Source organism: Pseudotabrizicola sp., assembly GCF_030656345.1.
Classification (GTDB): domain Bacteria; phylum Pseudomonadota; class Alphaproteobacteria; order Rhodobacterales; family Rhodobacteraceae; genus Pseudotabrizicola.
This window is the reverse complement of sequence record NZ_JAUSNR010000012.1, coordinates 1-26,355: the sequence shown is the minus strand read 5'-3', so window position 1 is coordinate 26,355 and position 26,355 is coordinate 1. Positions and strand designations below refer to the sequence as shown.

Sequence of the window (26,355 nt, the reverse complement as noted above, 5' to 3'; positions counted from 1 at the left end):
AAAGGAAAAGACATGGGACAGACAAAGGTTGTCGGCATCAGTTTCGATCACATGCACATGGGCGATCTGTTGCGGCTGGTGCAGGATGATCCGCAGGCCGAAATCGCCGGGATCTTCGATCCCGACCGGGCCACGATGGACCGGGCGGTGGCGCAGTTCGGCCTGTCCCCGGATCGGGTGTTCACTGATTTTGACGCCTGCATGGGCACGGTGAAACCCGACCTTGCCATCCTGTGCGCCGCCACTGCGGATCATGCGCGCTATACCGAACGGCTGGCGGCATATGGCGTGCATGTGCTGGTGGAAAAGCCCTTTGCAGCCTCGGTCGCCGATGCCCGGGCGATGATCGCCGCGATGGAGCCTGCCGGCAAGCGGCTGGCGGTCAACTGGCCACTGGCTTGGGTGGCAAGCCATGTCACCGCCAAGCGGTTGATTGACGAAGGCCTGATCGGCGATCTGACCGAGATTCACTATTACGGCGGCAACCGTGGCCCGCTGTATCATCTGGCCGACAAGGTCGAAGTGTCGGGCGAAGAGGTGGAGCGGCAAAAGCCCGACTCGTGGTGGTACAAACGGGCGGCGGGCGGTGGCAGCCTGCTGGATTATCTGGGATATGGGGCCACATTGGGCACATGGTACATGAACGGCGAGGCCCCGGTCGAGGTGACATGTGTCGTCGATGAAACGCCGGGCATAGAGGTTGACCAGCACGCCATCACGATCTGCCGCTATCCGCGCGGCCTGTCAAAGATGGAAACCCGCTGGGGCACCTTCACCGACCCGTGGATGATCCAGCCGCAACCCAAATGCGGCTTTGTGCTGGTCGGCACCGATGGCACGATTGCCAGCTGGGATTATACCGATCATGTCATGGTCCAGACCCGCGACCGCCCCGAACCGCACCCGGTTCCGGCAGATCCACTGCCAGCCGGGCAGCGCAACCCGGTGGAGTATATGCTTGGCTGCATTGCAACCGGCGCGCCCGTGACCGGCCCGCTGGACCCGGCGGTCAGCCTGCTGGGCCAACGCATCGTTGACACCGCCGCGCTGTCCGCCCGCGAAAAGCGCACACTGCCGCTGATCGCATGACACAGGATCTGCCCGACGCCGACACGTATGCGCTGCGCACCGCCCGGCTGGCCGACGTGGCCGCCCCCGATTTGCCATGGCAGCCCCCTGCCCCGCGCGCCTATCGCCCGCGGATCGGGATTGTCGGTGCAGGCGGCATCGCTGCGGCGCATCTGGATGCCTATCGCAGCGCCGGGTGGCATGTTGCGGCGATCTGCAACCGCACCCGCGCCCGCGCGCAGGCACGGGCAGATGAATTTGCCCCCCTCGCCCGGGTGACTGATCGCTATCAGGACATTCTGGACGACCGGGCGATTGATGTGGTCGACATCACGCCGCATCCCGCAGACCGCCTGCCGATCATTGAGGCCGCGTTGCGCGCGGGCAAGCATGTGCTGTCGCAAAAGCCCTTCGTGCTCGATCTGGCCGACGGCGCACGTCTGGCAGCACTGGCCCGCGACAATGGTGTGAAACTTGCCATCAACCAGAACGGCCGCTGGTCCCCCCACATGGCCTGGATGCGAGAGGCGGTTCGGGCCGGGCTGATCGGCGATGTGATCAGCCTGCAGTGTACGGTGCACTGGAACCACGGCTGGATCACCGGCACCCCGTTTGACCGGATCGAAGATCTGATCCTGTATGATTTCGGAATTCACTGGTTTGATTTCCTGCACAGCATCGTCGGGGACCGGGCGCAGTCGGTGGTGGCGATGTCGGGCCCTGCCATCGGGCAGGGCGCTGCCGCCCCGCTTCTGGCACAGGTGCTGATCCGGCTGCAGGGTGGTCAGGCTTCGCTGATCTTTGACGGATCAACCGCGCACGGGCCGCGTGACACCACGTTTATCGCTGGCACCCTCGGGTCGCTGACCAGCACCGGCCCCGACCTTGGCCAGCAAACCGTGACCCTGACCACCGCAGCCGGGGTCGCCCGGCCGGTTTTGCAGGGCACGTGGTTCAACGACGGCTTTCGCGGGGCGATGGGGGCGCTGCTGGTGGCGATCGAGAACGATACCAAACCGGCAAACGGGGCGACCGAAAACCTGCACAGTCTGGCGCTTGCCTTTGCCGCCATCCAGTCGCGGCGCAGCGGGGCCGAAGTCGCCATAGGCGCAGCCACCCGGCTTGAGATTTAGAGGCGCGCGGTCACCGCACCGGGATATTCTCGCGCAGGATGATGCGCGGTTCGATGTATTTCAGCGTCAGAAACGGCGCAGTCGAGGCGATGGAACCCAACAGCCGGATCACCGCCTGTTCGCCGGTCAGCCGGGCGTTCTGGTCGATCACCACGTCGATCAGGTCCTCGGCCAGAAAGCGTCGGGTCAGGTTGGTCAGATCATGCAGGATGACAAAGGGGCGGGGGCGGTCGATCTCGGCCACGGCCTGCACGATGCCAGACCGCCCTGCCCCGACACAATAGATCCCCCGCACATCGGCCCGGCTGCGCAGCAACCGTGTGGCGGCGGCGTAAGATGCCGCGTTGTCTTCATCGGTCTGGATCGCGGGCAGCAATTCCATGTGCGGGAACTGTTCGGATATCATGGCCCTAAACCCGTTTTCCCGCTCTTCATGCCCGTGATAGGCGCGGGTGCCGAGGAACAGCGCCAGCGCACCACCGCCCGTGCCCGCCATCTTGCCCATGACCAGCCCAGCCGTGCGCCCCGCAATCCGGTTGTCGACCCCGACATAGGCCGAACGCGGTGTTGAAGGCAGATCGGACGCAATCGTCACAACCCGCAGACCCGCATCGGAAAGCTGGCGGATTGCATTGCGGGTCACCGGATGGTCAACCGTGATCAGCCCCACGCCACTGGTCGGCAAGGCGATATTCTCTGCCGCCCTGACCAGTGCCTGCGGCGACAAGCCGTCCAGACTGTGAATGGTGCAGGACGCCACAAGCGGCAGGTTTTCGGCGAAATCGCGGATCGTGGCGGCCAGATTGTGCATGAACTCGCTGCGGCCAAGGGGAATGAAGAACTCCAGATGCGCGGGCCGCGATGGCAGCGCAACCTTACCGTCGCTGGGCAGATACCCCAACTCTTCAACCGCCATGTTCACCCGCTGACGATTGGCCGCCGACACGCCGGGACGGCCGTTCAGCACCCGGTCCACCGTGGCGGTGGACAGCGCGGCGCGGGCAGCAATGTCGCGAATGGTCACTTTGCGCATGATGGTCCCCGCCGGTGATGTGTGAGGTGAGAAATCAGCCGCAAGATGAGCACAAAGCTGATGCGATTGCATCAGTTCTGCACATGCGTCGCAATGGGGCGCTACAGCGATCCAGTTGTCAGCGTTTCGGATTTCCGCGACGGTCCGAGGGAATGCGGACAAGCATCACAACACCCCTGATGTAATCTGATGTGACTTTGGTTTGCATTCCCTATCCCGCCGCCTCAGCAATTGATGACCAGAAGGCAGGCCCGGCAAACGGCGGCAACTGCACAGACCTCTGCCCATAGCAGAGAACCATCAGAAAGGGCCGGTCGGAACCATGGTTCCGGCAGTGCGGTCCGGGCTTGCTCAGAGGAGGAGACGACCATGATCAGAAGAACATTTCTTGGCCTGACGACAGCCCTTGTCGCGGTTGTTGCCACAGGGTCTGTGGCGCTGGCAGAGGGCAAAACGTTTTACTGGGTGTCGCACGGGTCCCCGGCAGACCCGGTATGGACCTACTTTCTGGACGGGGCCAATCGTTGGGCCGCCGATACCGGCAACAGGGTCAATACGTCCTTTCACTCCGGCGACGTGCCATCGCATCAGGAAGCCATCCGCGCTGCCATAGCGACCGGGGCCGATGGCATCGTGTCATCCAGCCCCGATCCGGGCAGTCTGGTTGAAGTGGTATCCGAGGCTGTCGCCGCCGGCATCCCGATCATCAACATGAACACTCCGGACCCGACCGCCGATTTCGACGCCTATGTCGGGTCTGATCTGGAGGTGGTGGGGGCTGGCTGGGCGCAGTATCTGGTCGACAAAAATCTGGTCAAGGAAGGCGATTTTGTCTGGATGCCGGTCGAAGTTCCGGGCGCGACCTATGGCGTACAGGAAGAGGCGGGAATTTCGTCAGTCTTCACCCCGCTGAACATCACGTGGGAGGTGACAGACACCACGCTGGATCAGGCCGAGATCATCACCCGGATGTCGGACTACCTGACCGCAAACCGCAGCCGCATCAACGCAGTGATCGGTCTGGGCGATCTGGTGACCGGATCGATCCCACGGGTGTTTGATCAGGTCGGCGTTGCAGCGGGCGAGATTCCGGTCGTCGGCTGGGGCAACTCGCTTGATACCAGCCAAGGTGTGCTGAACGGCTATATCAACGCCGCGCAGTGGCAGGACCCGCAGGCCACAAGCTATGTCAGCCTGTCGCTGGCGGCAATGCAGGCGGGCGGCACCCCGGCGGCCTTTGATGTGATCACCGGCGCGCTGTATGAAAAAGCCACAGCGCAGATTTATGACGATATCATGAGCGGCAAGTAAACGGCTTTGCGCCCCGCAGCACCGCAGTTGCGGGGCCTCCGAGCCTTGCGTGACCCCCGCGTCACGCCCCCCGAAGACAGCCGAAAAGGACTTGCCTTGGAACCGCAGAATCTTGCCAAACGGGTGTTTGCAAGGCCAGAAGCCGGCCCTGCCATCCTGCTCGTGCTGCTGATCGTGACCTTTACCTCGATCAATCCGGCGTTTCTTTCCGTCCTCAACATTTCCAACACGCTGGCCTTTACTGTTGAGCTTGGCCTGATCGCGCTTGCAATGACCCTGCTGATGACCGCTGGCGAATTCGATCTGTCGGTGGGCGCGCTGTTTGGCCTGACCCCGGTGTTGATGTGGAGCCTGTTCAATTCCGGTGCCACATCGCTGGAGCTGGCCTTTCTGCTGGCCCTTGGCATTGCCGGCCTGATCGGATCGGTCAGCGGCTGGTTTGTGACGGCGCTGAAGATTCCGTCGTTTCTGGTGACGCTGGGGATGCTGCTGGTGGCACGCGGCACCGCGCTTTACATCACCGACGGCTTTCCACAAAGAACCTGGAATGCCGACGGCGAATGGCTGGCGGCAGTGCTGGTCGGCGATGTCCGCTTTGGCCAGTTGCGGTTGTATATGTCGCTGTTCTGGTTCATCGCCTTTGCCCTGCTGCTGCATTACGTGCTGACCGGAACCCGCGTCGGAAACTGGATTCAGGCCACCGGCGGCAATGCCGGTGCCGCCGCCGCGCGAGGGGTCAATGTGGCGCGCACCAAGGTCGCGCTGTTTGTGCTCAGCGCCACACTTGCGGGTTTTGCCGGGATCATAAGTTCCATCCGCACCTCGGCCGCCAATCCGAATTCGGGCACCGGGTATGAGCTGGAGGTGATCGCCATGGTGGTGATCGGCGGCACCGCCCTGATGGGCGGGCGTGGCACCATCATCGGCACCATCCTTGGCATCTTCATCCTGCGGCTGATGCGCAATGGCATCGTGATGATCGGGGTGCCGGGACTGGCCTATAACATCTTCATCGGCGCGATCATCCTTGGCATGATGGCTTTGCATTCATGGCTTGACCGCCGCAACCAATCGGGCGGCTGACATGACCGACGAACTTATCCGGATGGTGAACATCACGAAGCATTATGGCCGGGTCAAAGCGCTCGACAGTGTCAATCTGACGGTGAACCGGGGCGAGGTTCTGGGCCTGCTGGGCGACAATGGGGCCGGGAAATCCACACTGATCAAGGTGCTGTCCGGGGCCGTGCCCAGCACCAGTGGCGAGATCTACATCCGGGGCAAACGTGTCGAAATGAAAACCACGGCAGACGCCATCGCCAACGGAATCGAGACGATTTATCAGGACTCTGCCCTTGTGGCGCAGCTTTCCATCGCACGGAACCTGTTCCTGGGGCGCGAGCCGCTGCGGGGTGGCAGGTTCTTCAACCGTCTTGACCTGCCGATGATGGAAAGGGTCGCGTCAGAGCTGTTGAAGCAGGTCGGTATTTCCAAGAATATCCCGCCCACTACCCCTATCGCCGCCCTGTCGGGGGGCGAGCGTCAGGCGGTCGCCATCGCACGTGCGATGCATTTTGACAGTGACCTGATTATCCTGGATGAGCCGACCAACAATCTGGGCGTGGCCGAAACCCAAGGTGTGCTGCGGTTTGTGCGCGCCGCGCGGGATACCGGCCATTCCTGCGTGTTCATCGCGCACAACATTCACCACGTGTTCCAAGTGGTTGACCGCATTGCCGTGATGCGGCTTGGCACAGTCGTGGCCGACGATATCGACCCGCGCACCACCAGCGTAGAGGCTGTCGAACGCATCATCACTGGTATGGATCACGAATGAGCGACCGCCGCTGCAGCGTTCCTGCGGAGGGAAGGTGCAGCGGCCAGCGCTTTCCGGTCCGCGCCGTCAGCGCAGACCGAAGAAGGACAGAATGGCGATGACGACGACGACAAGACCGACAATGTAAATGACGCTGTTCATGATAATCCCTCAGACCTATGTGCCTTGTTTCAGGCGGGTTGCATGGCACACTAACGCGTGACTGCCGGAACGGTTCCCGCAGGTGGGGGCCGAGGTTCGGGCGTATGATGGCAGGCCATTTGGTCTGGCGGGCACGCCCTTGCATCAGTTGCGGGCTTGGCGATGCTGCAGGAAGAAGCGCAGCATTTCAGCGCTGGCATCAGGGCCCTTTGGGTCGGTAAAGCTGCCATCGGTGCTGCCCCCCGCCCAGGCATGGCCCGCCCCGTCGATCAGCCACACCTCACCCAGAGCCTTGCCATCCGCCGAGGTCAGAAGGGTGCGGTCATAGGATCGGCCATTTGCCGATGTGGCCTTGGTCATGCTGCGATTGCCGCCCAGCCCGCGTTGCGCCTGTTTCGCCACCGCATGGGCATTTTCAACATGCACCGTCGCATCGGCAGTTCCATGGAACACAATGGTCGGGATGCTGTGTTTGGTCACCGATCCTGCTGCACCACTGCGCATCGCGGCAAATGCCTGCGGCATATCCGTTGCCGCCCCCGCTGCCAGGCCAGAGTGCACACCCACGGCGGCAAACAGATCAGGACAGGCCTGCGCGAGCAGAACCGCCGCTGCCCCGCCAGCAGACAGACCTGCCACATATACCCGGGCCGGATCGGCATTTTGCTGTGACAGCACTTCGCGGGTGATTGCCGCGATGATGGCAAGCTCGCCCGTGTCACGCCGCTGATCCTCCGGGCGGAACCAGTTCCAGCATTTGTTCATATTCGCCCCGGCAGGTTGCGCGGGGTAGATGACGATCACCCCCTCGGTCTGGGCAAGGGCATTCATCCGGGTGCCGTTTGCGAAATCCTGTGGCGATTGGGTGCAGCCGTGCAGCATGACCACGACCGGACAAGGGGCCGCCGGCATCGGATTTGGCAGGAACATCATGTAATCACGCGACCCTGCTGCGCTGCTGTGCTGGTGCAGGGTAAAATTCGGATCGGCTTCGGAAGGCCGGGTGGTGCGAAAGCCGAAATCCGGCATGCCGCCCCGGGATATGTCACGCAAGGTTGCCCCCAGCGGCTTGCGCGGCTTCGGGTCGGCTTTGGGGGCAGTGCTTTGGCCGGACGGTTCCCTGGCGGGTTCGGTCACGACCGTGAATGCACCATCGATGATATCATCCCCCGAAGTTTCCAAGGCCGCGTCCGGCCGGGGATCTTCGGATTGACCCCGCAGCGCGCGTTGCAACATTTCAGTCGCATCGGTCAGCTTGCCAGCGCGGGTCAATGCGGTGGCTTCGGCCATGTCAGACAGGAATTTGCGGTTCATAGCGGTTTTCCAATATAAAGGGTCAGGACATTCGGTCTGCAAGCGCCGCTTTCACAGCCGCGCTGCACTGAAAGGCCCCCAGCACAGACACCGAACGGATGGTGGCGCGGGCAAGCTCGGCGGGGACGTCCGGATCGATGACGGCAAGGCCAAGCACCCGTATCTCCAGCGCTTCGCCGTTTGAAAGCAACGCCTCAAGCTCTGCCCTGCTGAATCGGTGCAGCCCAAGCACGACGCGTCGCCGCGCCATCGCCTGATCAACCGCCAGTGCGTGCTTGTCGATCAGGTTGCGGATCGCGGTCCGGATAAAGTCCGAGCGGTTGGCGTAAAACCCCTCCAGCACCAGCAATTCGATCTGGCCAGCCTCAATATGACCAAGGTTGATCGTGACCTTTTCGCTGTCGTTGGATCGGTGATCAGCTGTTGTTTTTTGCAGCGGCGGCATTTTTGTAATCCAAATATAATCCACTTGGATGGTTATAGATCGATTATGTCGTCGTCAACGCTGACCTTGCGGAAGGGATGTGATGCGTGGAAACGAGCGCTGTGCATCTGCCAGATGCGCAAGCGCGGGCCTGTCCGAACCCTGATGAGGCTCAGAAGCCAAGGTGTTCGGATCACAGTCAGAGCCTTGCCGCACCCCGCTCCGGCAAGGCTGCGCAATGGATCAGCCCGTGCGCACCCGTGCCACAAAGGCCATCGCTTCAACCGGGGCCTGACCAAGGCCACCTGTGGCCAATCGTTCCGCCCAGTCGGTGCCGGGAAACCGCTGGCCCGCAAGCTGTGTCAGCGGCGTCTGCGTCGCCTGCGCCTCCTGGCACAGTTCTTTCACGGCGGCCATCGCGTCGGGGCGGGGCATCTGGCCTGCCAGCGCAAAGCTCAGCGCCTCGGCGTGGATCAGGCCCAGACCATCCTCCAGCAGCCGCGCCATGGCCATGGCGTCGGGCACCAGACTGGCTGCAATCTCATCCGCCAGGGTCAGCATCCGGCTGGTGCTGATGCACAGTTGTGGCAGGCTCAGCCATTCGCTGAACCACGCCGCGCCATCGCGCTGCTGCCGGTGCAGTGCCGCGCCCTGCACCAGACCGGCCAGCCCGATCACCTGTCGCGCCAGGGCAACCAGCGCCGAAGCCGCCACCGGGTTCTGCTTTTGCGGCATGGTCGAAGACGCCCCCGATCCGCCACGAAAGCCCACCTCGCCCAACCCCGATTGCGACAGCGCCAGCACATCTTCGCCCAGTTTGCCAAGGCTGCCCGCCAGACCGGCGGCGAAACCGGCAAGCTGGCCCGGCGCGCTGCGGTCGCTGTGCCAGCTGCGGCCGGGATCAGTCAGGCCCAGTTCGCGGGCGAGATCCGCGCGCACCTGCGGCCCGGCGTCGCCCATGGCCGACAAGGTGCCCGCCGCCCCGGAAAGGGAAACCTTCAGCACATCCCCGCGCAAGGCTGCCATCCGCGCGCGCCAGTCCAGCACCGGCCAGCCCCAGCCTGCCACCACCGCCCCGAAACTGGTGGGAGTGGCAAACTGGCCATAGGTCCGCGCCGCCATCGGCAAATCGGCGCCGCTTTCCGCCAGATCGGCAAGTCGGGCCGTCAGGCCATCCAGCCGCGCCTCCCACAGGGCCAGCATCGGGCGCAGGCGCAGGGCCAGTGCGGTATCCATGATGTCCTGACTGGTCGCCCCCCAATGCAGGTATTGCATCGGATCGGGGGCCATGGCGGCCTTGCGAAATGCGGCCAGAAAGGCCGGAACCGGCACCCCGTTGCGCGCCGTCTCGGCGGCAAGTGCCGACGGGTCGATCTGCACCTCCTGCGCGGCGCGGTCGATGAAGGCAGCGGCCTCGGCAGGGATCAGGCCCAAGGCCCCCTGCACCCGCGCAAGCGCGCCTTCGACCAACAGCATGGCGCGCAGTTCGGCGCTGTCGGAAAACAGCCGGGCGACTTCGGCATCGCCGAACAGGCGGCTATATATGGCGGAATCGGCTACGGCTGCGGGCATCGGGGTCCTTCCACGCGCGGCAAAAAGGTCATCGCTTACACATCCATGAAAACGGTTTCGCCGTCACCCTGCAGGCGGATGTCAAACCGGTACTGCCCCGGCGCGGTCTTGCGCGCCAGCAAGGTCTGGCGACGCTGCACATGTTCGATCAGGTTGATCACCGGATCGGCGCTGTTGTCTTCATCCTCGAAATACATCCGGGTGTGCAGCCCGATGTTGAGGCCACGCGCCACGAGCCACAGGCTGATATGCGGGGCCATCGGGCGGCCGTCGCGGCCCATGACCGACCCGGGCTTGATGGTGTCGAACCCCCAGACCCCGGTGTCAAAATCGGTGATGATCCGGCCCCAGCCGCGAAACCCCGGCGCGCAACCGGCGTGGCGCGGGTCTTCGGGGTGCGGATGGATGCCGGCCGCATCGGCCTGCCATGCCTCCAGCAGCACGTCTTTGACCGGGGCACCGGTGCCGTCAAAGACCACGCCCTCCACCCTTATCCGCTCTCCCGGGGCGTCTGGCCCGGCGATATCCAGCCCCAGTTCCTGCCGGTAGATGTCAAACCCCGCAGCCCCCGGCGCAAGGCCGATGTGAACATAGGGCCCCGCCGTCTGCGACGCGGATTCCTTCAGGTAGCCCAATGGTTGCGCCATGTCAGTTCCCCTCCAGCCGGTTTTCGAACATCGTTGACCGGCGACCGCGCAGCACGATGTCGAACTTGTAGGCCAGACAATCCAGCGGAACCGCAGCATTCATGTCCAGCGGAGCGATCAGCTGATCAATCGCGCGCGGGTCGGGAATGGTGTTGACGATGGGGCATTTCGCAATCAGCGGGTCGCCTTCGAAATACATCTGGGTGATCAGCCGCTGGCAGAACGCCGCGCCAAAGACCGACACATGGATATGCGCGGGGCGCCAGTTGTTCACCCAGTTGCGCCAGGGGTAGGCCCCCGGCTTGATGGTGCGGAAAAAATAGCAGCCGTTTTCATCGGTCAAAGTACGCCCGCACCCACCAAAGTTGGGGTCGATGGGCGCAAGGTAGCTGTCTTTCTTGTGCCGGTAGCGCCCGCCCGCATTGGCCTGCCACACTTCTACCAGCGTGCCCGGCACGCCACGCCCGTTTTCATCCAGCACCCGGCCATGCACGATGATCCGCTCGCCCACCGGATCGCCGCTCTTGGCGTAGTTTTTGATCAGGTCGTTGTCGATCGGGCCAATGTCGCTGTGACCAAAGGTCGGCCCGGTGATTTCCGACATCGAGCCTTGCAGCGACAGCATCGCCAGACGCGGGCTGCGCGCCACGCTTGTCTTGTAGTCGGGGGTCAGGGCGGGCGGCTGGACCAGGCGGTCGCGCTGATAATACTCGGCGGGTTTCATTCTTCCTCCTCTGCCATGGCGGCAAACGTGTCTTTTGCGATCTTGATGGCGTGGTTGGCGCGCGGCACACCGGCATAGATTGCCACATGCAGCAGCGCCTCCAGCACGTCAGCCTCGGTCGCGCCGGTGTTGCGGGTGGCGCGCAGGTGCAACACAAGTTCATGATCGTTGCCCAGACCCGCCAGCAGCGCGATGGTCAGCATCGACCGTTCGCGCAGGCTGATGGTGTCGCGGCTCCAGACATGGCCCCAGGCCGCATCGGTGATCAGCGCCTGAAACGGCGCGTCGAAGCCGGTCTTCACCGCTTCGGCCCGGTTGACATGCACCTCACCCAACACGCGGCGGCGGGTGGTCATGGCTTTGGCGGTCAGGTCAGTCATGGAGATATCCTTTCAGCTGCTGTGCCATCCCGACACCTTACGCACGGGGCATTCCCGAAGGCCGCGTGCTGCGCTTCTGCGCGGCAATGCGGAACGGAGCATTCGGCGCACCATAGCCCTGATAGTTGCCCTGCCGCTGCACGATTTCAAAGAACAGCCCGTCGGACCGCGACGCGGAATAGAGCTGAAAGAACTGCCCGCCTGCGTCTTCGTCATAAAGCACATTCGCCGCATTCATCCGGGCCACAAGGGCGGGATCAAGGCCGAACCGGGCCTGAACATCCTCATAATAATTCGCGCCGATCTGCAGCGCCGGAAAGCCCCGGCTTGCCAGATCCGCCGCCGTCGCAAAGATATCCGCCGTGGCAAAGGCGATATGCTGCACCGATGCGCCAAAGGTTTCCTCGACAAAGCGTCCCGCCAGCGTGCGGCGCGCCTCGGCCCCGTTCAGGGTGACGCGCAGGCCGCCGGACTGCACCGCCTGACTGCGCACCAGACCGTCGGGGTCGGCCACATCCACCATCGGGGCCTTGGTCGCGCCAAAGATTGACGTGTAATACAGTGCCCAGGACAGCATTTCATCATAGGCCATGGTCTGGCCAAGGTGATCAATACCGGTCAGCCCGGCGCCGGGGCCGGTGGCTTTGGTGCGGAAATCCACATCCCAGATTCGGGCAAGGTCAGAACCTGCGTCCAGCAGCCGGATCATGCTGCCGCCCACGCCGCGAATGGCGGGAATGTCCAGCTCACCCGCGCGGGCGGGCTGGTCATGGTCTTGCGCCAGAAGTGCCAAAGCGCGGGCATGGGCGGCGCGCGCATCAGGCACCATCAGCGCCACCTCAGACACCGTGGTGCCATGCGCGACATAGGATGTGCGCGAAAACCCTTCGGCGTCGGTGTTGACCAGAATGTTGACCCCACCCTGCCGCCACAGGGTCACCGGGCGCGACACATGGCGGCCGGTCTGCGTGAACCCGGTGGACGTCAGCAAGGATTCCAACGCCGGGGCATCGGCGGAAGCGGTGGCAAATTCCAGAAACTCGATGCGCTGCACCGGGGCCGATGGCGGAAACGCCGGCAGGTCGACCATCAGCGTGGGTTCCGTGCGGCGGACACTGTCCATCAGCGAGATCAAACTGCGGTGGCCATCGGTGGCCACAAGGCGCGGCACCCCGGCGCGGAACTGATCGTTGAAAATCTCAAGACTGAGCGGGCCAGCATAGCCCGTCGCCGTCACCGCACGCATGAATCCGGTAACATCCAGATCGCCCTCCCCCGGCATGTTGCGAAAGTGGCGCGACCAGTACAGCAGGTCCATCTCGATGGCGGGCGCATCGGCCAGCTGCACGAAAAAGATCTTGTCGCCGGGAATGCGGCGGATGGTGTCAGGGTCAATCTTGCGGCCCAGCGTGTGAAAACTGTCAAGAATCAGCCCCACATGGGCATGATCTGCGCGGCGCACCACTTCCCACGCGTCACGGTGATCGTTGACATGGCGGCCCCATGCCAGCGCTTCGAACCCGACGCGAACGCCATGGCTGGCCGCCAGATCGCCCAGATCGTGAAAATCCTGCGCCATGCGGTCGACGCCCCCCATCGCCGCCGGATGAACCGACGAACAGACCAGTACCAGATCGGTGCCCAGCTGGTTCATCAGATCAAACTTGCGCGCGGCGCGGGCAAAGGCCCGGCTACGCAGCGGTTCGGGCAGGCCCTCAAAATCGCGGAACGGCTGGAACAGCGTGATGGTCAGACCGTGATCGCGCACCATTTCGCCGACCTCGGCGGGGGTGAAATCTGATGCGATGAAATCCTGTTCAAAGATCTCAATGCCGTCAAAGCCCGCGCCCGCGATGGCATTCAGCTTTTCGGCAAACCCGCCCGAGATCGATACGGTGGCGATCGAGGTCTTCATGTCACGTCCTTTCCTTCCGCCAGCTCGCGGCGCATCCGCGCTTCGTCCAGACCCAGCCCGGTGAAGATAGCCCAGGCATCGACGCCCTGACCAAAGAACAGCTCATAGCCTGAAATCACCTGCAGACCTGCAACCCCTGCGTCCTGCAGGAACTGGGTATCAACCGGGGTGTAAACCGCATCAAAAGCCCATTCGGCTCCGGCAAGATAAGCCGCGGGCAACGGCGTGCCGTCATAGCCGACCATGCCCACGGGTGTGCAGTTGATGATCCCGCTGGCTCCGGCCGCGAAGGTTGCAGCATCGGTGCCGGTCTGGATGACAAGCTCCGGGCTTGCAGCAGCCAGAGCGTCGGCCAGTGCCTGCGCCTTGGGCAGATCACGGTCAGCGATCCTTATCTCGGTCAGGCCAAGCGCCACCAGCCCGAAGGCCACGGCCTTGCCCACACCACCCGCGCCGATCATCAGCACCGGGCCGGGGCCCGCGTCTGCGCGCACCCGGCGATAGGCCGCGATAAAGCCCGAATAGTCGGTGTTGAACCCCAGTGGCCCGCCCGCATCGAACACCACGGTGTTCACCGCCCCGATCCCTCGCACCAGCGGATCATCCACCCGTACCTTGGCCGTCACGCGTTCCTTGTAGGGATAGGTGACATTGATCCCCCGATAGCCATTCACGCGCACCCATTCAAACAGATCATCGAACGGCTGGCCGCGCTCTGCCGGGACCAGCTGATCATAAATCACCCGCCGCCCGTTCTGCGCACCGGCCAGACGATGCAGCCGGGGGGACTGCGATTTGGCAATATTGTCGCCGATCAGGCCCAAGTGTATCAGGTCGGTCATACGGTCCTCTTGCGGAAAATCAGGCCCCAAAGTGGGGTTTAGCGATGAAGCTCAGGATAGCGGTAAGGCGTCATGAAACAGCTGACCCCCCCTCCCCCATCGTCGCCTTATGTAATCCCCCGCCCCCATGGCAGCTTTGATGAAGGCACTATCGCTCAAACACCCTGTAACCGCAAATACCGATATTAATAATATCGTAACATGATGTTATCTTCCGGTTGGTGGGTCCCAGTGTCGGCGTGAGGTCGCTTCGGTCAGTTCATGGCGAAAGCGCTGGATCGTAAATTCAGCAAAACTGGACAACTGGCGGCCCCGCTTCTGCACGACATACGCAGTGATTTCCGCCGTTTCCGCCAATGGCCTGCGCACCAGCCCGGGCATGTACACTTCGGCGACAGCGAATTCATCTATCGCCGCAACCCCCAGACCATGCCGCACAAGGCTCACCAGTGTTTGCGCGAAACGCCCGCGGATCGCATGATGCGGCGTCAGACCCGCCTCGCGGAACGGGCGCGACAACGTTTCGCCATAGGGATCATCAGGATCGACGCCAATGAACGGATACTTCATCAGATCATGCACCGATACCGTGTCTTTGGCCGCAAGCTCATGCGCCTCAGGAAGAATGGCCACGATGCGTCCCTTGGCGAGGGCTGTCGACTCCAGCGCCGAGTTTTCAACCGGAGAGGACATGAACACCACCTCGCCACGCTCCAGCAGCAGATAGTCCAGCGTTTCCTCGATCTTGAGGATGTCGAGGTCGATCATCAGATCGGGAAAGCGTGCACGGACCGACCGGATGGCGCGGGCCGCAATGAACTGCGCGATGGATGGAGCAGAGGCGAAGGACAGCGCAAAGTTTTGCCCCTTCTGCACCGACGACACTGCCGCGTTCAGATTTTCAACCTGGTGATAGACCTGGTTCAGCATCGCAAAAATCGCATGGGCTTCGGGTGCGGGCACAAAGACTCCCGCCCGCCGTTCAAACAATCGCAGGCCCAGACCGTCTTCGGTGTGTTTGATCAACCGGCTGATTCCGGGGGCAGAGACATGCAGCAGATTTGCGGCACCCTGAATGGACCCCGCAATCATCACTGCGCGCACCACTTCCATCTGCCTGAGGGTCAGTTCTTTCATGGGCGTGATGATAGCAGAGGCCGTTGGGCCGGAAAGCGAATTGATTGAAAGAGGAACGGGAATGTCATTGCAGACTGGAAATCGTCCACGTTAAACAGCCCCCCTGCCCCGCCCCAGAGCACCAGAATTCAAATGTGAGCTTCGGCTTAATCATCCCAACTGTGCCGCCGTTGTCCGCGGACAATTTTGTGACTTCGCGATCAACCGATCTATCAGATTCCAAGGATCAAAGGTTCCGCTGCGCGCGCCACTGGTAATGGCACGGAAATATCCGCCCAACCTTTGGATCTTGTCCTGCATTTCAAGCAGGCCCCAAATCGTCAAAGCCGCGCCTAACGGGCCATGTTTTGCCTCGGCCGCGTCATAACACCTCTGATCAATGCCAATCATCGGTGCCAGCCGTCTGGCGTGGCTCACAATGTCCAAGGGCGATCTGAGCTTCTCCAGCAAAAACCCTGTCGCCTGCGGGCATGCCAGGGTGAGGGCGTCCAGCGTTACGACAGACTTTGTGGTTTTACGTTCAGTCGTCAGATCTTCTTTATCATTAAGGTCTTTTGTTGAGTTCTGTTGGTGGCGGACATTTTGGCCGCTGCTGCCGGACATATCTATGGTTTCTTCAGCGGTTTTACCCTCGTATTCCTCATTGATCTTTGCTGTTAATGGCAGCTTCTCCAGCCAGCTGTTCAGGTCGTCGTTGGTGAGTTTGCGACGAAGGGCCTTTTGGGCAGCCGTCGCAACATCGCAGTCACAATCGTTGGCAAGGCTAAGGTGAATCGCGACGCGCAGTTTGGTGCGAAGGTAGGCGTTGCGGGCGATTGCGACCGCCTGTTCCTGCGCGATTGTGCGAAGCCGGGCGAAGGCGGCAAACAGGGGTGCCAGATCAAGGCCAAAGCGCAGAACCGTTCCCATCGCCGGGTCGCGTCTTGAATACCGCTTGCCATTGGGGCTGTCGATGCGGGTCAGGAAACCGGCTTCGACAAGCTGGGCCAGATGACGGCGAAGGGTGCGGTCAGAGATTCCGTTGCGGCGCATGACAAGTGTCGCGTTGGAGGCGAACACGATGTCATGGGGGCGTTTGGGCGGAAGGCAAGATAACAGCGCATCGAGCGTCGCGATGACGGGCGGGCCGATGCGCAGCTCTGCTGCGGCGCGGCGGACCGTATCGATCAAGGTGAAGCGATCAGGCTTTGCGTTGTCCGCGGACAACGCTTCATTGGTCTGCGCGCTGACGGGCGCAGAGGCATGTTTGAAACTCATGTGACTTCACGGCAAACCAAGGTGTTTGCCCGGACCAAAGGTCGAACAATTTGCCCGATTTGGGCAAAAGCGATCAATCAACCGAATCGGTTGTCTTGACTGAGGCGGAGAAACTGATAAATCTGTCGATGCTAGGCAACAGATTGGGCTCTCCGGGGGTGACCTTGGGGGGCTCTTTTGTTTCCTGTGGCTGCTTATGTGCTCCCTTGTTGTTGCGGTGATAATGTCTCGTCAGTCAGACGAATTTGCCGACTTCCAATCCTCATAAAGTCGCAGGATTTCGCGCTCGGCATTCTCACGCATCCAGTCGGTAAAGCCGGGACTGTGGTCCCTGGCGACCCGGATGGTCACGACACGCGCCGTTGACTTCACCTCGGCGATCGTCAACCCGCTGGGGGCCGTGACCGACAGGGCAGGGTGCCCGCCTGACTTCGGGGCCTTGGTGACTTGCTTTGTCACAGCTGCCTGCAAGCGGGCGAAGCGGTCATCTGACGGCAATTCGGCCAGCGCAGTGCCCAGAGTGTCGGCCAGCAGCGCAAGATCGACAGCGTGGTCTCTGGCCGCATCTGCCAGCTCTTCCCAGCGCCGCCGACCGACGCCATGCGCTGCACCGACAAAGCGGATCACATCGGCGGGGATCGTTCTGGCGACCTTTGTCATCCGCGAAAGCATCGGCTTGTCTATGGCCAGCGCATCCAGAATGATTGTCGGCTCATATCCGGCGTCAGCCAGCTCACTGACAAAGACCGCTTTTTCGATGAAACTGGGGTCAAGACGCAGGCTGTTTTCCTGCCCCTGCGCAAGAATGGCCTGCTCGTCCGTCAAGGATCGGACCAGCGCTTTGGCTGGCACACCGGCAAGCTTCAGCGCCCGTAGCCGCCGCCTGCCGTAAACGATGCGATAGCGCCCGGGCGCGTCCGGCACCGGGCGCACCATGATCGGCACCTGCTGACCGTGCAACCGGATGCTTTCCGACAGCTCGGCGACATCGGCATCTGAAATAGCAAGCCGGTCGCGGGGCCCGTCATCGTCGATCAGGCCCGGGTCGATTTCCTTTACCGCATTGGAAGACAGGTCGCGCAGGGTCGATTTCACACCAGACATCGCCCCGGTATTCGGGAACCGCGGCCGCGCGTCAGCCTCTTTCTCCGGCGTGGGAGGCGGAGGCGGTTGAAAGATGTTGCGACGTGCCATCAGGTGGTTCTCCGTCCCCAGGCTTGTTGGATGATCTTCTCGAACTCATCCGCCATGCCATTCACGCTTTCCAGAATCCGGTCGAGCGTTTTGCGCACCACCTGGTTCGGGTCCAGTTCGTAGATTGTCTGTTGTGTCATGCCGGCGTCAGAAATCGCGGTCGATTTCAGCATGGGTGTGGTCAGCACCTGATCCAGCAGGATTGACCGCAGAAAGCCCGCCATTTGCGCCTGCGGCACGTCCGTGGGTTCATAACGGGCAATCAGGAACTTGAGGAACTTCCAATCCGTAGGCCCGGTGGATTCCTCCAGCGTACGAACGGTTTCTCCTGCCATTTCAAGGAATTGCGCCATGGACGCCACATCCAGCATGCTGGGCACAACCGTGATCAGCAAGCCGGTAGACGCCAGCAAAGACGACATCGTGGTAAAGCCAAGCTGCGGCGGGCAGTCAATGATAACAAGGTCATAGCGGTCTTCAACCTCATCCAGCGCAATCGCCAGACGTTGGGTGAAGGGCGGTTCAATGCGATGCTGAAGCGCATAGGCGGTTTCGGTTTCATATTCCGAAAGCAGCAGGCCCGCCGGTACCAGATCCAGATTGTGAAAGTAGGTTTTGCGGATCACATCGCTCAGGGGAACGGGGTCTTCATAGCGCAGCGCGTCGTAAATCGTCCCGGCCTCTGCGAATTCGATTTCGGGCCGGTATCCGAACATGGTCGTCAGGCTTGCCTGCGGGTCCATGTCGACCGCCAGCACCCGGTAGCCGCGCAAGGCATAGCGCTGCGCCAGATGAATGGCCGTCGTTGTCTTGCTGGACCCACCTTTGAAATTTACGATAGAGATCACCTGAAGCCCGTCACCCTCACGACGCCCGGGAAGATAGGTCTCGCCGTTGCGGCCCGTCCGGGCCATGACGTGCCGGATCTGGTCGATTTCTTCGGCAGAGTAGAGGCGGCGGCCGCGGCCATCTGTTTCTACCTCCGGAAAATCGCCTTCCTGATGCCGTGTTCTGATGTTCGACATCGAAATGCCGGTCAGTTCCGACACTTCGGCAGGGTGGAACTTGCGCAGGGATTTGCGGCTTTCGGGTTGAAAGCTGTTGCGCATATGGATGTTCAGCGCTTCTGACAACCGCGCCGCATTGGCACTGATCGTGCCCGCCACAGTGCCAGGTGCTGGAAGTCCGGTGCTCGCCATCATACTACCCTCGATGACCTCTTGCCGGGCCACTTTGCGTTTCGTCGCATAAGGGCGTCAGAAACGAAACCTTGCGACAAGTGGAGTGATGCCACGCAACTCGCGCTACGGCAACAAAATTTTTGGCTTTGGGCGCTCAGTACACTGCAGCAGCTTGCTCACGGACCTCGAATGACCGGATAAAGTGTTGAAAAGTCTTTAAAAACACCTTTGGGTCCGCACCGTCCGACATATTGTGGGTCTAAGCATAATTGCCACCAACCGTAGGCAAATCTCTGCAAGATCGTCGCAAATGCCGTCTGATGTCAAAGGTGAGTCGTGTTTAGCACGCATCGCTCTCGGTCCTACAGCCCCGCCGCTTTGGTCAGATTGACCCGGAACCTGTCACGTCGCCGCTGATAGCGGCGGGTCATCTCGGCGCTTGCATGGCCGAGTTGCTTTTGCACATAACGCTCATCGACCTCGGCGCTGCTGGCGAGACCGGCGCGCAGGGAATGGCCGGAATAGAGCATCAGGCGGTCTGCCTTTGACAGTTCGGGCCGCAGACCTGCATCTTCGACACAGCGCTTGATCAGCCGGGCGACATGTTTGTCGGAAAGCCGGTCGGCGTTGGCGCGGCGGCCATCACGCGACACCGCCACAAAGACCGGGCCAAAATCAATGCGGGCAAAGTGCAGCCATTGTGTCAGCGCGTGCACCGGGCAGGTCTGGTCGCTGGACCCACGCCCGATTTCCACCTCACGCCAGCCGGTCTTGCCGCGCAGGGTGATCAGCACGCCATCATCCAGGATCTGTACCCACCCCCCCGAATCCGGCGTGTCATCCTTGCCATGATCCAGACACACAATTTCCGACCGCCGCAGCCCCCCCGCGAAACCGATCAGCAAAAGCGCCCGGTCGCGCAATCCACGCAGATCGTGCGGCAGCGTGGCCAGCATGTCGCGCAGATCTTCGGGCAGAATCGCCTCTTTCTGCACCGGAGGCCGGGCGTGTTTGCGCCGGATACCGGCCAGCACGGTGGCGATGTGGCGGTCCTTGCGGTCGAGCCGCGCCCCGCGCTGCGCAAAACCCCAGCACAGACCCGACAAACGCCGCTCGATCGAGGCAACCGACAGGGCAGGGGCCTTTCCCGCGGGGGCCGCCAGATCGGCGATGTAAAGGCCGATCAGTTCGGGGGATGGCGGCAACGGCTCTGCCCCGCGCATCCGGGCCCAACGCGCAAAATGCGCCCAGTCCTGCGCATAAGCCTTCAGGGTGTTCTCTGAAACTGCCTGACGGGCATAATCCCGCGCCGTCTCAACCAGCCGGTCCAGCGCTCCGGATCCCGCGACATGGGCGGGCAGGGTGGCCGCTTCGGCCTGCACCTGATCAGCGGCGTCCTCTGGTCTGGTCTCGTTTTTCATACGCATCATCCAAGGGGGCCATGGGCCGGGTTGAAGTGACTCTGGCACCTGAACCCGAAGGGCCGGCGACAGTTTGTTCAGGTTTGAATCATACGCATGTCATGAACGGCACCGCAATTACCGGACGCAAAAGAAAACCAGATATCTGCGGCGCTAACCCTGCCTAATGCTTGCCAAAAGCGCCGGTATCATCTAGCGTTCTGCCATGAAGCCAGCCATTGCACACTTTGATCCGGGCCAGCGCGCCACCCCTGTGATGCCAGGGTGGGTTGCTGTCGGTCGGGCCGAAGCCATTGAAGACATGGCGTTTCTGTCAGGGGCAGCTCTGGCCCATCTGCAGATTTCGACCACCTGCGCACAGACTCCGCAGGCGCTGTGGCGCGCCCGGCTGGCCCTTGCGTCAGCCGAAGTCTGTGTCCGGTTCGGCGGGCGGCCAGAGGGGGCGTCGGCGCTGCGCGATACGCTGCATCTGACCCGCCCCGGTGACCATCCCGGTCCGGCGGGAGAGGTGCTTGGCCAATGGGCCCGCGCGGCAGAGCGGCCGGTTTCTGTGGCCGGTCTGCGCCGCGCTTTGCCAAAGGTGCCGGCCGAAAAGATCGCGCTGTTGCTGGACACAGCGCAAGGCACCCCGGTCGCCCGCGCTGCCGCCGTGATCGAGGCGGTGCTGACCGACAGCCCGCGTGCGGAAACGACGGCGCTTATTCTGGGAGATGCGGTTCTGGCGCTGGCTTTGGGATGGTCGCATCTGCTGCCGCTGCTGGCGACGGGTCTGAAACCACGTGATCTGCGCCAGACTGGTGCTGCGCTGCGGCTGCTCTGTCATCGGGCGGTCATCACATCCGCCCGGCCTGCGGTTCAGCTGGCAGCCGATCTGGCCCGCCGTGCCGACAGGTTGCGGGCGGTTGCCCCCAAGCTGCGCGCCAAGGGTGCGGGGCAGGCGGTGGAGATGTTCCTGACCCGCGACGCCGTCGCGCCCTCGGCGCTGGTGCCCATCCTGTCAGACCGGGCCGCGCGGCGGTTGTGTGACCGTCTGGTCGCGCTTGGTGCCGTGCGCGAGCTGACCGGGCGCGACACCTTCCGCCTTTACGGGCTTTAGCCATGGCGCAGGGCGACGCCATAGATCGCGAGCTGGCCGATCTTCCCCCCGATCTGCGCTGGCGCGAATGGATGCGCCGGGTCGAGGCGGTGCTGTTTGCCAGTGCGGCCCCGGTTCCGCGTGAGGATCTGGCGCGGATTGTGGGACAGGGGTCCAGCGTGGATCTGCTGATCGAGGATCTGTGCGCCGATCTGGCGGACCGGCCCTATACCGTGGCGCGGATCGGTTCTGGCTGGGCCTTGCGGACGCGCCCTGCCTATGCCGGGGTGATCCGGACTGCTGCGGATGTGAAGGACAAGGCGCTGAATCTGAGCGAATTTGATACCGCCGTTCTGGCGGCCATTGCCTATCATCAGCCCATCACCCGCGACGGGCTGCGCGAGATTTTCGGTAAAGACATCAGCCGCGACCTGATTGGCCGGTTGTTTGAGCGCGAGCTGATCGCCACCGGCCCCCGGGCCCCGCGACGGGGGGCACCCTATACCTACGTGACCACAGATGCCTTCCTTGACGCCTTCGGTATGCAAAGCCTGGCCGACCTGCCGGATGACGAGCAGCTGGCGGATGCGGTTGGGTGAGGGGGCACAGGGGCCTCCCCTTGCGTTGCAGCTATGGCAACTGTTTGAAATCAACAGCTTGGCTTTTCCGTGTTGACGATCTGTTTACTTTCGCGCGGCCAGCCAAGCCTTCATCTGGGCAATCTCGCGCTCTTGCGCCACAATGACCTCTTCGGCCAGTGCGCGCACTTCGGGGTCGGTGCCGTGGTCGAGCACGATCCGCGCCATCGTCACGGCGGCTTCGTGGTGCGGGATCATGCCAGCCATGAAATCCACGTCCGGATTGCCGGTAAAGGGCACGGCCATATCGGCCATCATCTTGTCCATGGCGGCGGCATAGGCCTTTGTGGCCGGGTCATCGGCGAATTCGGGCGGGATCAGGGTGGAATGGTCCATCGACATCCCATCCATGGTGCCGTGGTCCATGTTGGAATGATCCATGCCGGTCATCTGGGCAAAGGTTAGACTGCCTGCAACAATGACGGCAGCGGCGGAGAGGGCGATTACGGTCTTTTTCATGGTCGTTTCCTTGGGGTCAGACTCGGGGGGCAAACGCGCGGGTCAGATGCGGGCGGCCATCATGCAGGGGCAAAGCCCGCTTCGGTCAGGGCGGCGACAATCTGATCGCGTGCGGCGGTGGTGGTCACCTCTACCCGCCGGGCAGGGGGGTCAGCCACAACAACGGCTGTGGCATCAACGGTCTGAATCGCCTTGGTCACGCCACGCGCGCAGCCGCCGCAGGTCATGGTTTCGATATGGAACTGCATCACATCCCCGGTCAGTTGAATTGCAATTTACCCAAGATGGGGCTTCCCAGCGTTGGAAGGTCAAGAGGTGTTTTTGTACATTATGCCCCTTGACCTTCCCATGATGGGAAGGCCTATCTGATGCTGCAACCCGACATCACCATCAGGATCATCCCCATGAACGCCCCGGTTGCCCCACCCACCCCGATCACCCAAAGCCTGCCGGTGGAGGGGATGACCTGCGCTTCTTGCGTGGGTCGGGTCGAACGGGCGTTGGCGGCGGTGCCGGGGGTGGTGTCGGCCAGCGTCAATCTGGCGACTGAACAGGCCGAGGTGGTATCGGCAGGGCCGGTTGACCGCGCGGCGCTGGTCGCGGCGGTGGACCGGCTGGGCTATAGCGTGCCGGCGCAGACGGTGGATTTCGCCATTGAGGGCATGACCTGTGCGTCCTGCGTGGCGCGGGTGGAGCGGGCGCTGATGGCGGTGCCGGGGGTTACGGTGGCCAGCGTCAATCTGGCGACCGAGCGGGCGACCGTGACCGGAACGGCGGATGCCGCCCGGCTGCAGCGGGCGGTTGAGGCGGTCGGATACGAGGCGCGGCGGCTTAGCGCCTCACCTACAGGGGATGCCGAAGGCGCGGCGCGCAAAGCGGCTGAAGACGCCGTGCTGCGCCGCGATCTTGTCGTCGCGGCGGGGTTGGGCCTGCCGGTGTTCGCGCTGGAAATGGGCGGGCATCTGTTTGCGCCGGTTCATCATCTGATCATGACCACCATCGGAATGCAGGCAAGCTGGGTTTTGCAATTCGTGCTGACCACGCTGGTCCTGCTGGGGCCGGGGCGACGGTTTTACCTGAAGGGCTATCCGGCGCTGTGGCAGCTGGCACCCGATATGAACAGCCTTGTCGCAGTGGGCACCACGGCGGCCTATGCCTATTCGGTGGTGGCGACGTTCCTGCCCGGCCTGCTGCCGCCCGGCACTGTAAATGTGTATTTCGAGGCGGCGGCGGTGATTGTCACCCTGATCCTGCTGGGCCGCACTCTGGAGGCGCGGGCCAAGGGCCGCACGTCGCAGGCGATCAGCCGGTTGGTGGGTCTGCAACCCCGCACGGCCCGGGTGCACCGGGACGGCGCGGTGGTTGAGGTGCCGGTATCCGAGGTGCGGACGGGCGATCTGCTGGAGCTTGCCCCCGGCGCGCGGGTGCCGGTCGATGGCGCGGTGACGACGGGTGACAGCTGGATCGACGAGTCGATGATCACCGGCGAACCCGCGCCGGTGGCGAAAACCGCCGGTGCGCTGCTGACCGGGGGCACGGTCAACCAGACCGGCGCGCTGACCTTTCGCGCGACGGCGGTGGGCGACGCCACGATGCTGGCGCAGATCATCCGCATGGTCGAGGCGGCACAGGGTGGCAAGCTGCCGATTCAGACGGTGGTAGACCGCATCACGCTGTGGTTCGTGCCGGTTGTGATGGCGCTGGCCGCGCTGACCTTTGGGGTGTGGCTGGTGTTCGGGCCAGACCCGGCGCTGACCTTCGGGCTGGTCAATGCGGTGGCGGTGCTGATCATCGCCTGCCCCTGCGCGATGGGGTTGGCGACGCCGACCTCTATCATGGTGGGCACCGGGCGCGGGGCGGAACTGGGTGTGCTGTTCCGCAAGGGTGAGGCGCTGCAGGCGTTGCAGGGCGTGCGGGTTGTGGCGCTGGACAAGACCGGCACGCTGACGGCAGGCAAACCAGCGCTGACCGATCTGCTGCTGTCGCCGGGGTTTGAGCGGGCCGCGGTTCTTGGATTGGTGGCTGCGGTCGAGGCACGGTCGGAACACCCGGTTGCGCGGGCCATCGTTGCCGCTGCCGGGTCCGAGGGGGTACGCCTGCCCGAGGTCTCCGGCTTTGTGTCGGAAACCGGGTTTGGCGTCAGGGCGATGGCCGGGGATGTGCCGGTTCATGTCGGCGCTGACAGGTATATGGCGCAGCTGGGGCTGGATGTGGTGGCCTTTGCGCCAGACGCCGCGCGCCTGGGGACCGAGGGCAAGACGCCGCTCTATGCCGCCATCGGCGGGCGGTTGGCGGCGATGCTGGCGGTGGCCGATCCGATAAAGCCGACCACGCCAGCGGCGATCAGTGCCTTGCAGGATCTGGGGCTGCGGGTTGCCATGATCACCGGCGACAACGCGCGCACGGCGCAGGCCATCGGCCGCCAGCTGGGCATTGATACGGTGGTGGCCGAGGTGCTGCCGGGCGGCAAGGTCGCGGCGATCCGGCAACTGCGCGCGGACCACGGGCCGCTGGCCTTTGTCGGCGACGGCATCAACGACGCCCCGGCGCTGGCCGAGGCCGATGTGGGCCTTGCCATCGGCACCGGCACCGACATTGCGATCGAGGCGGCGGATGTGGTGCTGATGTCGGGCAGGTTGACAGGTGTGCCGGATGCCATCGCGCTGAGCCGGGCGACGATGGGCAATATCCGGCAGAACCTGTTCTGGGCCTTTGTCTACAACGCGGCGCTGATCCCGGTGGCGGCGGGGGTGTTGTATCCGGCCTTCGGCATCCTGCTGTCGCCGGTGTTTGCAGCGGGGGCGATGGCGCTGTCCAGCGTGTTCGTGCTGGGCAATGCCCTGCGGCTGCGGGGGTTTCGGTCAGGGACGGAGGGGGAAGCGGTATGAATATCGGAGAGGCCGCGAAAACCTCGGGCGTTTCGGCGAAAATGATCCGCTATTATGAACAGACCGGGCTGATCCCTGCGGCCGGGCGCACCGAAGCGGGCTATCGCACCTATACCGCGTCTGATGTGCGGATGCTGCGCTTCATTCGCCGGGCGCGCGATCTGGGGTTTCAGGTCGAGGCGATCGGCGAGCTGCTTGCGCTTTGGCGCGACCGCAGCCGCCACAGCGCGGATGTGAAGCAGCTGGCGCAGGCGCAGATCGACGGGTTGCGGCGCAGGATTGCCGAGATGGAAAGCATGGTCGCCACGCTCGACCATCTGGCGCGGGGCTGTTCGGGGGATGACCGGCCGGACTGCCCGATCCTTGCCGATCTGGAGGGTGAGGCATCGGTCGTCGCGCCCGCCTGCCACCGCGGGGCGGGCTTCAACCGTTAGTCACCGTCGCCTGACTTTCCGGTGCCGCCGGAACAGGTTGCATTTTACATGTCTGCGGCTTAGCCGTCCTGAACCTGCTTCGTCGGCATTTGCGACCGAAAGACCCTGAGATGAGCATGACGACCGAGGCATTCAGCGCGCTGGATGGCGTGCATTATGGCTATCGCCCGGCCCAAGAAACTGCCCCGCTGCTGGTGTTCGGCAATTCGCTGGGCACCGATCTGCGGGTCTGGGACCGGGTTTGCGCGCGCTTGCCCGTAGGTTGGGGTATCCTGCGGCATGACAAGCGCGGCCATGGGTTAAGCGTTGCGCGGCCGGGGCTGAGCATTG

Annotated in this window: 25 protein-coding genes and 1 pseudogene; 10 read left to right on the top strand and 16 right to left on the bottom strand. The window is 63.1% G+C overall.

Translation table 11 applies throughout. From position 1 onward, the window contains the following. Positions 1-12 precede the first annotated feature (12 nt). Both Q7J44_RS06905 and Q7J44_RS06900 read left to right on the top strand, forming a co-directional pair. Positions 13-1,089 carry a Gfo/Idh/MocA family protein gene (locus Q7J44_RS06905; RefSeq protein ID WP_304878334.1) on the top strand — a complete coding sequence of 359 codons (1,077 nt, stop codon included), beginning with the start codon at positions 13-15 and terminating at the stop codon, positions 1,087-1,089. Continuing rightward, positions 1,086-2,201 carry a Gfo/Idh/MocA family protein gene (locus Q7J44_RS06900; protein WP_304878332.1) on the top strand — a complete coding sequence of 372 codons (1,116 nt, stop codon included), beginning with the start codon at positions 1,086-1,088 and terminating at the stop codon, positions 2,199-2,201. The genes Q7J44_RS06905 and Q7J44_RS06900 overlap by 4 nt, the downstream gene beginning before the upstream one ends. A 10-nt stretch (positions 2,202-2,211) precedes the next feature. On the opposite strand, the gene Q7J44_RS06895 is transcribed toward Q7J44_RS06900, so the two are convergent. Then, positions 2,212-3,234, bottom strand: coding sequence for a LacI family DNA-binding transcriptional regulator (locus tag Q7J44_RS06895; RefSeq protein WP_304878330.1), 1,023 nt, complete (start codon positions 3,232-3,234; stop codon positions 2,212-2,214). A 369-nt stretch (positions 3,235-3,603) separates the two neighbouring features. Here Q7J44_RS06895 and Q7J44_RS06890 point away from each other — a divergent pair, with 369 nt between their 5' ends. The 3 genes from Q7J44_RS06890 to Q7J44_RS06880 all read left to right on the top strand — a co-directional run bounded on the left by Q7J44_RS06890 (position 3,604) and on the right by Q7J44_RS06880 (position 6,382). After that, positions 3,604-4,545: a substrate-binding domain-containing protein gene (locus Q7J44_RS06890; RefSeq protein ID WP_304878328.1), complete on the top strand. Its 942-nt coding sequence runs from the start codon at positions 3,604-3,606 to the stop codon at positions 4,543-4,545. A gap of 96 nt (positions 4,546-4,641) precedes the next feature. After that, a complete protein-coding gene (locus tag Q7J44_RS06885; protein ID WP_304878326.1) occupies positions 4,642-5,628 on the top strand; it encodes an ABC transporter permease in 987 nt (328 codons plus the stop codon). 1 nt (position 5,629) lies between these two features. Continuing rightward, the gene (locus tag Q7J44_RS06880; protein ID WP_304878324.1) at positions 5,630-6,382 is read left to right on the top strand and encodes an ATP-binding cassette domain-containing protein; all 753 of its coding nucleotides are present in this window, start codon (positions 5,630-5,632) and stop codon (positions 6,380-6,382) included. Between the two features lie 285 nt (positions 6,383-6,667). Here Q7J44_RS06880 and Q7J44_RS06875 read toward each other — a convergent pair whose 3' ends face one another. From Q7J44_RS06875 to Q7J44_RS06815, 13 genes are all read right to left on the bottom strand, one after another. Continuing rightward, positions 6,668-7,837, bottom strand: coding sequence for a PHB depolymerase family esterase (locus tag Q7J44_RS06875; RefSeq protein ID WP_304878322.1), 1,170 nt, complete (start codon positions 7,835-7,837; stop codon positions 6,668-6,670). Positions 7,838-7,859: 22 nt separating this feature from the next. Further along, complete coding sequence (locus Q7J44_RS06870; RefSeq protein WP_304878320.1) at positions 7,860-8,282, bottom strand: CopG family transcriptional regulator; 423 nt, start codon at positions 8,280-8,282, stop codon at positions 7,860-7,862. 222 nt (positions 8,283-8,504) lie between these two features. Then, positions 8,505-9,833: a lyase family protein gene (locus Q7J44_RS06865; protein WP_304878319.1), complete on the bottom strand. Its 1,329-nt coding sequence runs from the start codon at positions 9,831-9,833 to the stop codon at positions 8,505-8,507. A gap of 35 nt (positions 9,834-9,868) precedes the next feature. Next, positions 9,869-10,480, bottom strand: coding sequence for a protocatechuate 3,4-dioxygenase subunit alpha (gene pcaG, locus Q7J44_RS06860; protein WP_304878317.1), 612 nt, complete (start codon positions 10,478-10,480; stop codon positions 9,869-9,871). 1 nt (position 10,481) lies between these two features. Next, positions 10,482-11,204, bottom strand: a complete 723-nt coding sequence (gene pcaH / locus Q7J44_RS06855; RefSeq protein WP_304878315.1) for a protocatechuate 3,4-dioxygenase subunit beta — start codon at positions 11,202-11,204, stop codon at positions 10,482-10,484. Beyond that, positions 11,201-11,584: a 4-carboxymuconolactone decarboxylase gene (pcaC, locus tag Q7J44_RS06850; protein ID WP_304878313.1), complete on the bottom strand. Its 384-nt coding sequence runs from the start codon at positions 11,582-11,584 to the stop codon at positions 11,201-11,203. Before pcaC ends, pcaH begins: the two co-directional genes overlap by 4 nt. A 37-nt stretch (positions 11,585-11,621) precedes the next feature. Next, positions 11,622-13,499, bottom strand: a complete 1,878-nt coding sequence (locus Q7J44_RS06845) for a bifunctional sugar phosphate isomerase/epimerase/4-hydroxyphenylpyruvate dioxygenase family protein (protein WP_304878311.1) — start codon at positions 13,497-13,499, stop codon at positions 11,622-11,624. Further along, a complete protein-coding gene (locus tag Q7J44_RS06840; RefSeq protein WP_304878309.1) occupies positions 13,496-14,341 on the bottom strand; it encodes a shikimate dehydrogenase in 846 nt (281 codons plus the stop codon). Before Q7J44_RS06840 ends, Q7J44_RS06845 begins: the two co-directional genes overlap by 4 nt. Positions 14,342-14,548: 207 nt before the next feature. Next, a complete protein-coding gene (locus Q7J44_RS06835; protein ID WP_304878307.1) occupies positions 14,549-15,478 on the bottom strand; it encodes a LysR family transcriptional regulator in 930 nt (309 codons plus the stop codon). Between the two features lie 150 nt (positions 15,479-15,628). Further along, the gene (gene repC, locus Q7J44_RS06830; protein WP_304878305.1) at positions 15,629-16,735 is read right to left on the bottom strand and encodes a plasmid replication protein RepC; all 1,107 of its coding nucleotides are present in this window, start codon (positions 16,733-16,735) and stop codon (positions 15,629-15,631) included. Positions 16,736-16,966: 231 nt separating this feature from the next. Beyond that, positions 16,967-17,929 carry a plasmid partitioning protein RepB gene (gene repB, locus Q7J44_RS06825; RefSeq protein WP_304878303.1) on the bottom strand — a complete coding sequence of 321 codons (963 nt, stop codon included), beginning with the start codon at positions 17,927-17,929 and terminating at the stop codon, positions 16,967-16,969. Next, the gene (gene repA / locus Q7J44_RS06820; protein WP_304878301.1) at positions 17,929-19,128 is read right to left on the bottom strand and encodes a plasmid partitioning protein RepA; all 1,200 of its coding nucleotides are present in this window, start codon (positions 19,126-19,128) and stop codon (positions 17,929-17,931) included. The genes repB and repA overlap by 1 nt, the downstream gene beginning before the upstream one ends. A 344-nt stretch (positions 19,129-19,472) precedes the next feature. Beyond that, entirely contained in the window at positions 19,473-20,531 is a 1,059-nt protein-coding gene (locus Q7J44_RS06815) for a tyrosine-type recombinase/integrase (protein ID WP_304878299.1), read from the bottom strand. Positions 20,532-20,736: 205 nt separating this feature from the next. On the opposite strand from Q7J44_RS06815, the gene Q7J44_RS06810 reads away from it, so the two are divergent. Then, positions 20,737-21,627 carry a DUF1403 family protein gene (locus tag Q7J44_RS06810; RefSeq protein ID WP_304878297.1) on the top strand — a complete coding sequence of 297 codons (891 nt, stop codon included), beginning with the start codon at positions 20,737-20,739 and terminating at the stop codon, positions 21,625-21,627. A gap of 2 nt (positions 21,628-21,629) precedes the next feature. Then, positions 21,630-22,205 (top strand): SMC-Scp complex subunit ScpB, encoded by a 576-nt coding sequence (locus tag Q7J44_RS06805; protein WP_304878295.1) that lies wholly within the window; start codon positions 21,630-21,632, stop codon positions 22,203-22,205. A gap of 84 nt (positions 22,206-22,289) precedes the next feature. Here the strand turns inward: Q7J44_RS06805 and Q7J44_RS06800 are convergent, their stop codons facing one another. Next, a complete protein-coding gene (locus tag Q7J44_RS06800) occupies positions 22,290-22,703 on the bottom strand; it encodes a DUF305 domain-containing protein (RefSeq protein WP_304878294.1) in 414 nt (137 codons plus the stop codon). Positions 22,704-22,762: 59 nt separating this feature from the next. Then, positions 22,763-22,951, bottom strand: a complete 189-nt coding sequence (locus tag Q7J44_RS06795) for a heavy-metal-associated domain-containing protein (RefSeq protein WP_304878293.1) — start codon at positions 22,949-22,951, stop codon at positions 22,763-22,765. Positions 22,952-23,107: 156 nt separating this feature from the next. Between Q7J44_RS06795 and Q7J44_RS06790 the strand changes: the two genes are divergently transcribed. The 3 genes and pseudogenes from Q7J44_RS06790 to Q7J44_RS06780 all read left to right on the top strand — a co-directional run. Further along, entirely contained in the window at positions 23,108-25,591 is a 2,484-nt protein-coding gene (locus Q7J44_RS06790) for a heavy metal translocating P-type ATPase (RefSeq protein ID WP_304878529.1), read from the top strand. Then, positions 25,588-26,025 (top strand): Cu(I)-responsive transcriptional regulator, encoded by a 438-nt coding sequence (cueR, locus tag Q7J44_RS06785; RefSeq protein ID WP_304878291.1) that lies wholly within the window; start codon positions 25,588-25,590, stop codon positions 26,023-26,025. Before Q7J44_RS06790 ends, cueR begins: the two co-directional genes overlap by 4 nt. A 116-nt stretch (positions 26,026-26,141) precedes the next feature. Next, positions 26,142-26,355: pseudogene (locus Q7J44_RS06780) on the top strand (hypothetical protein); the annotation flags it as partial.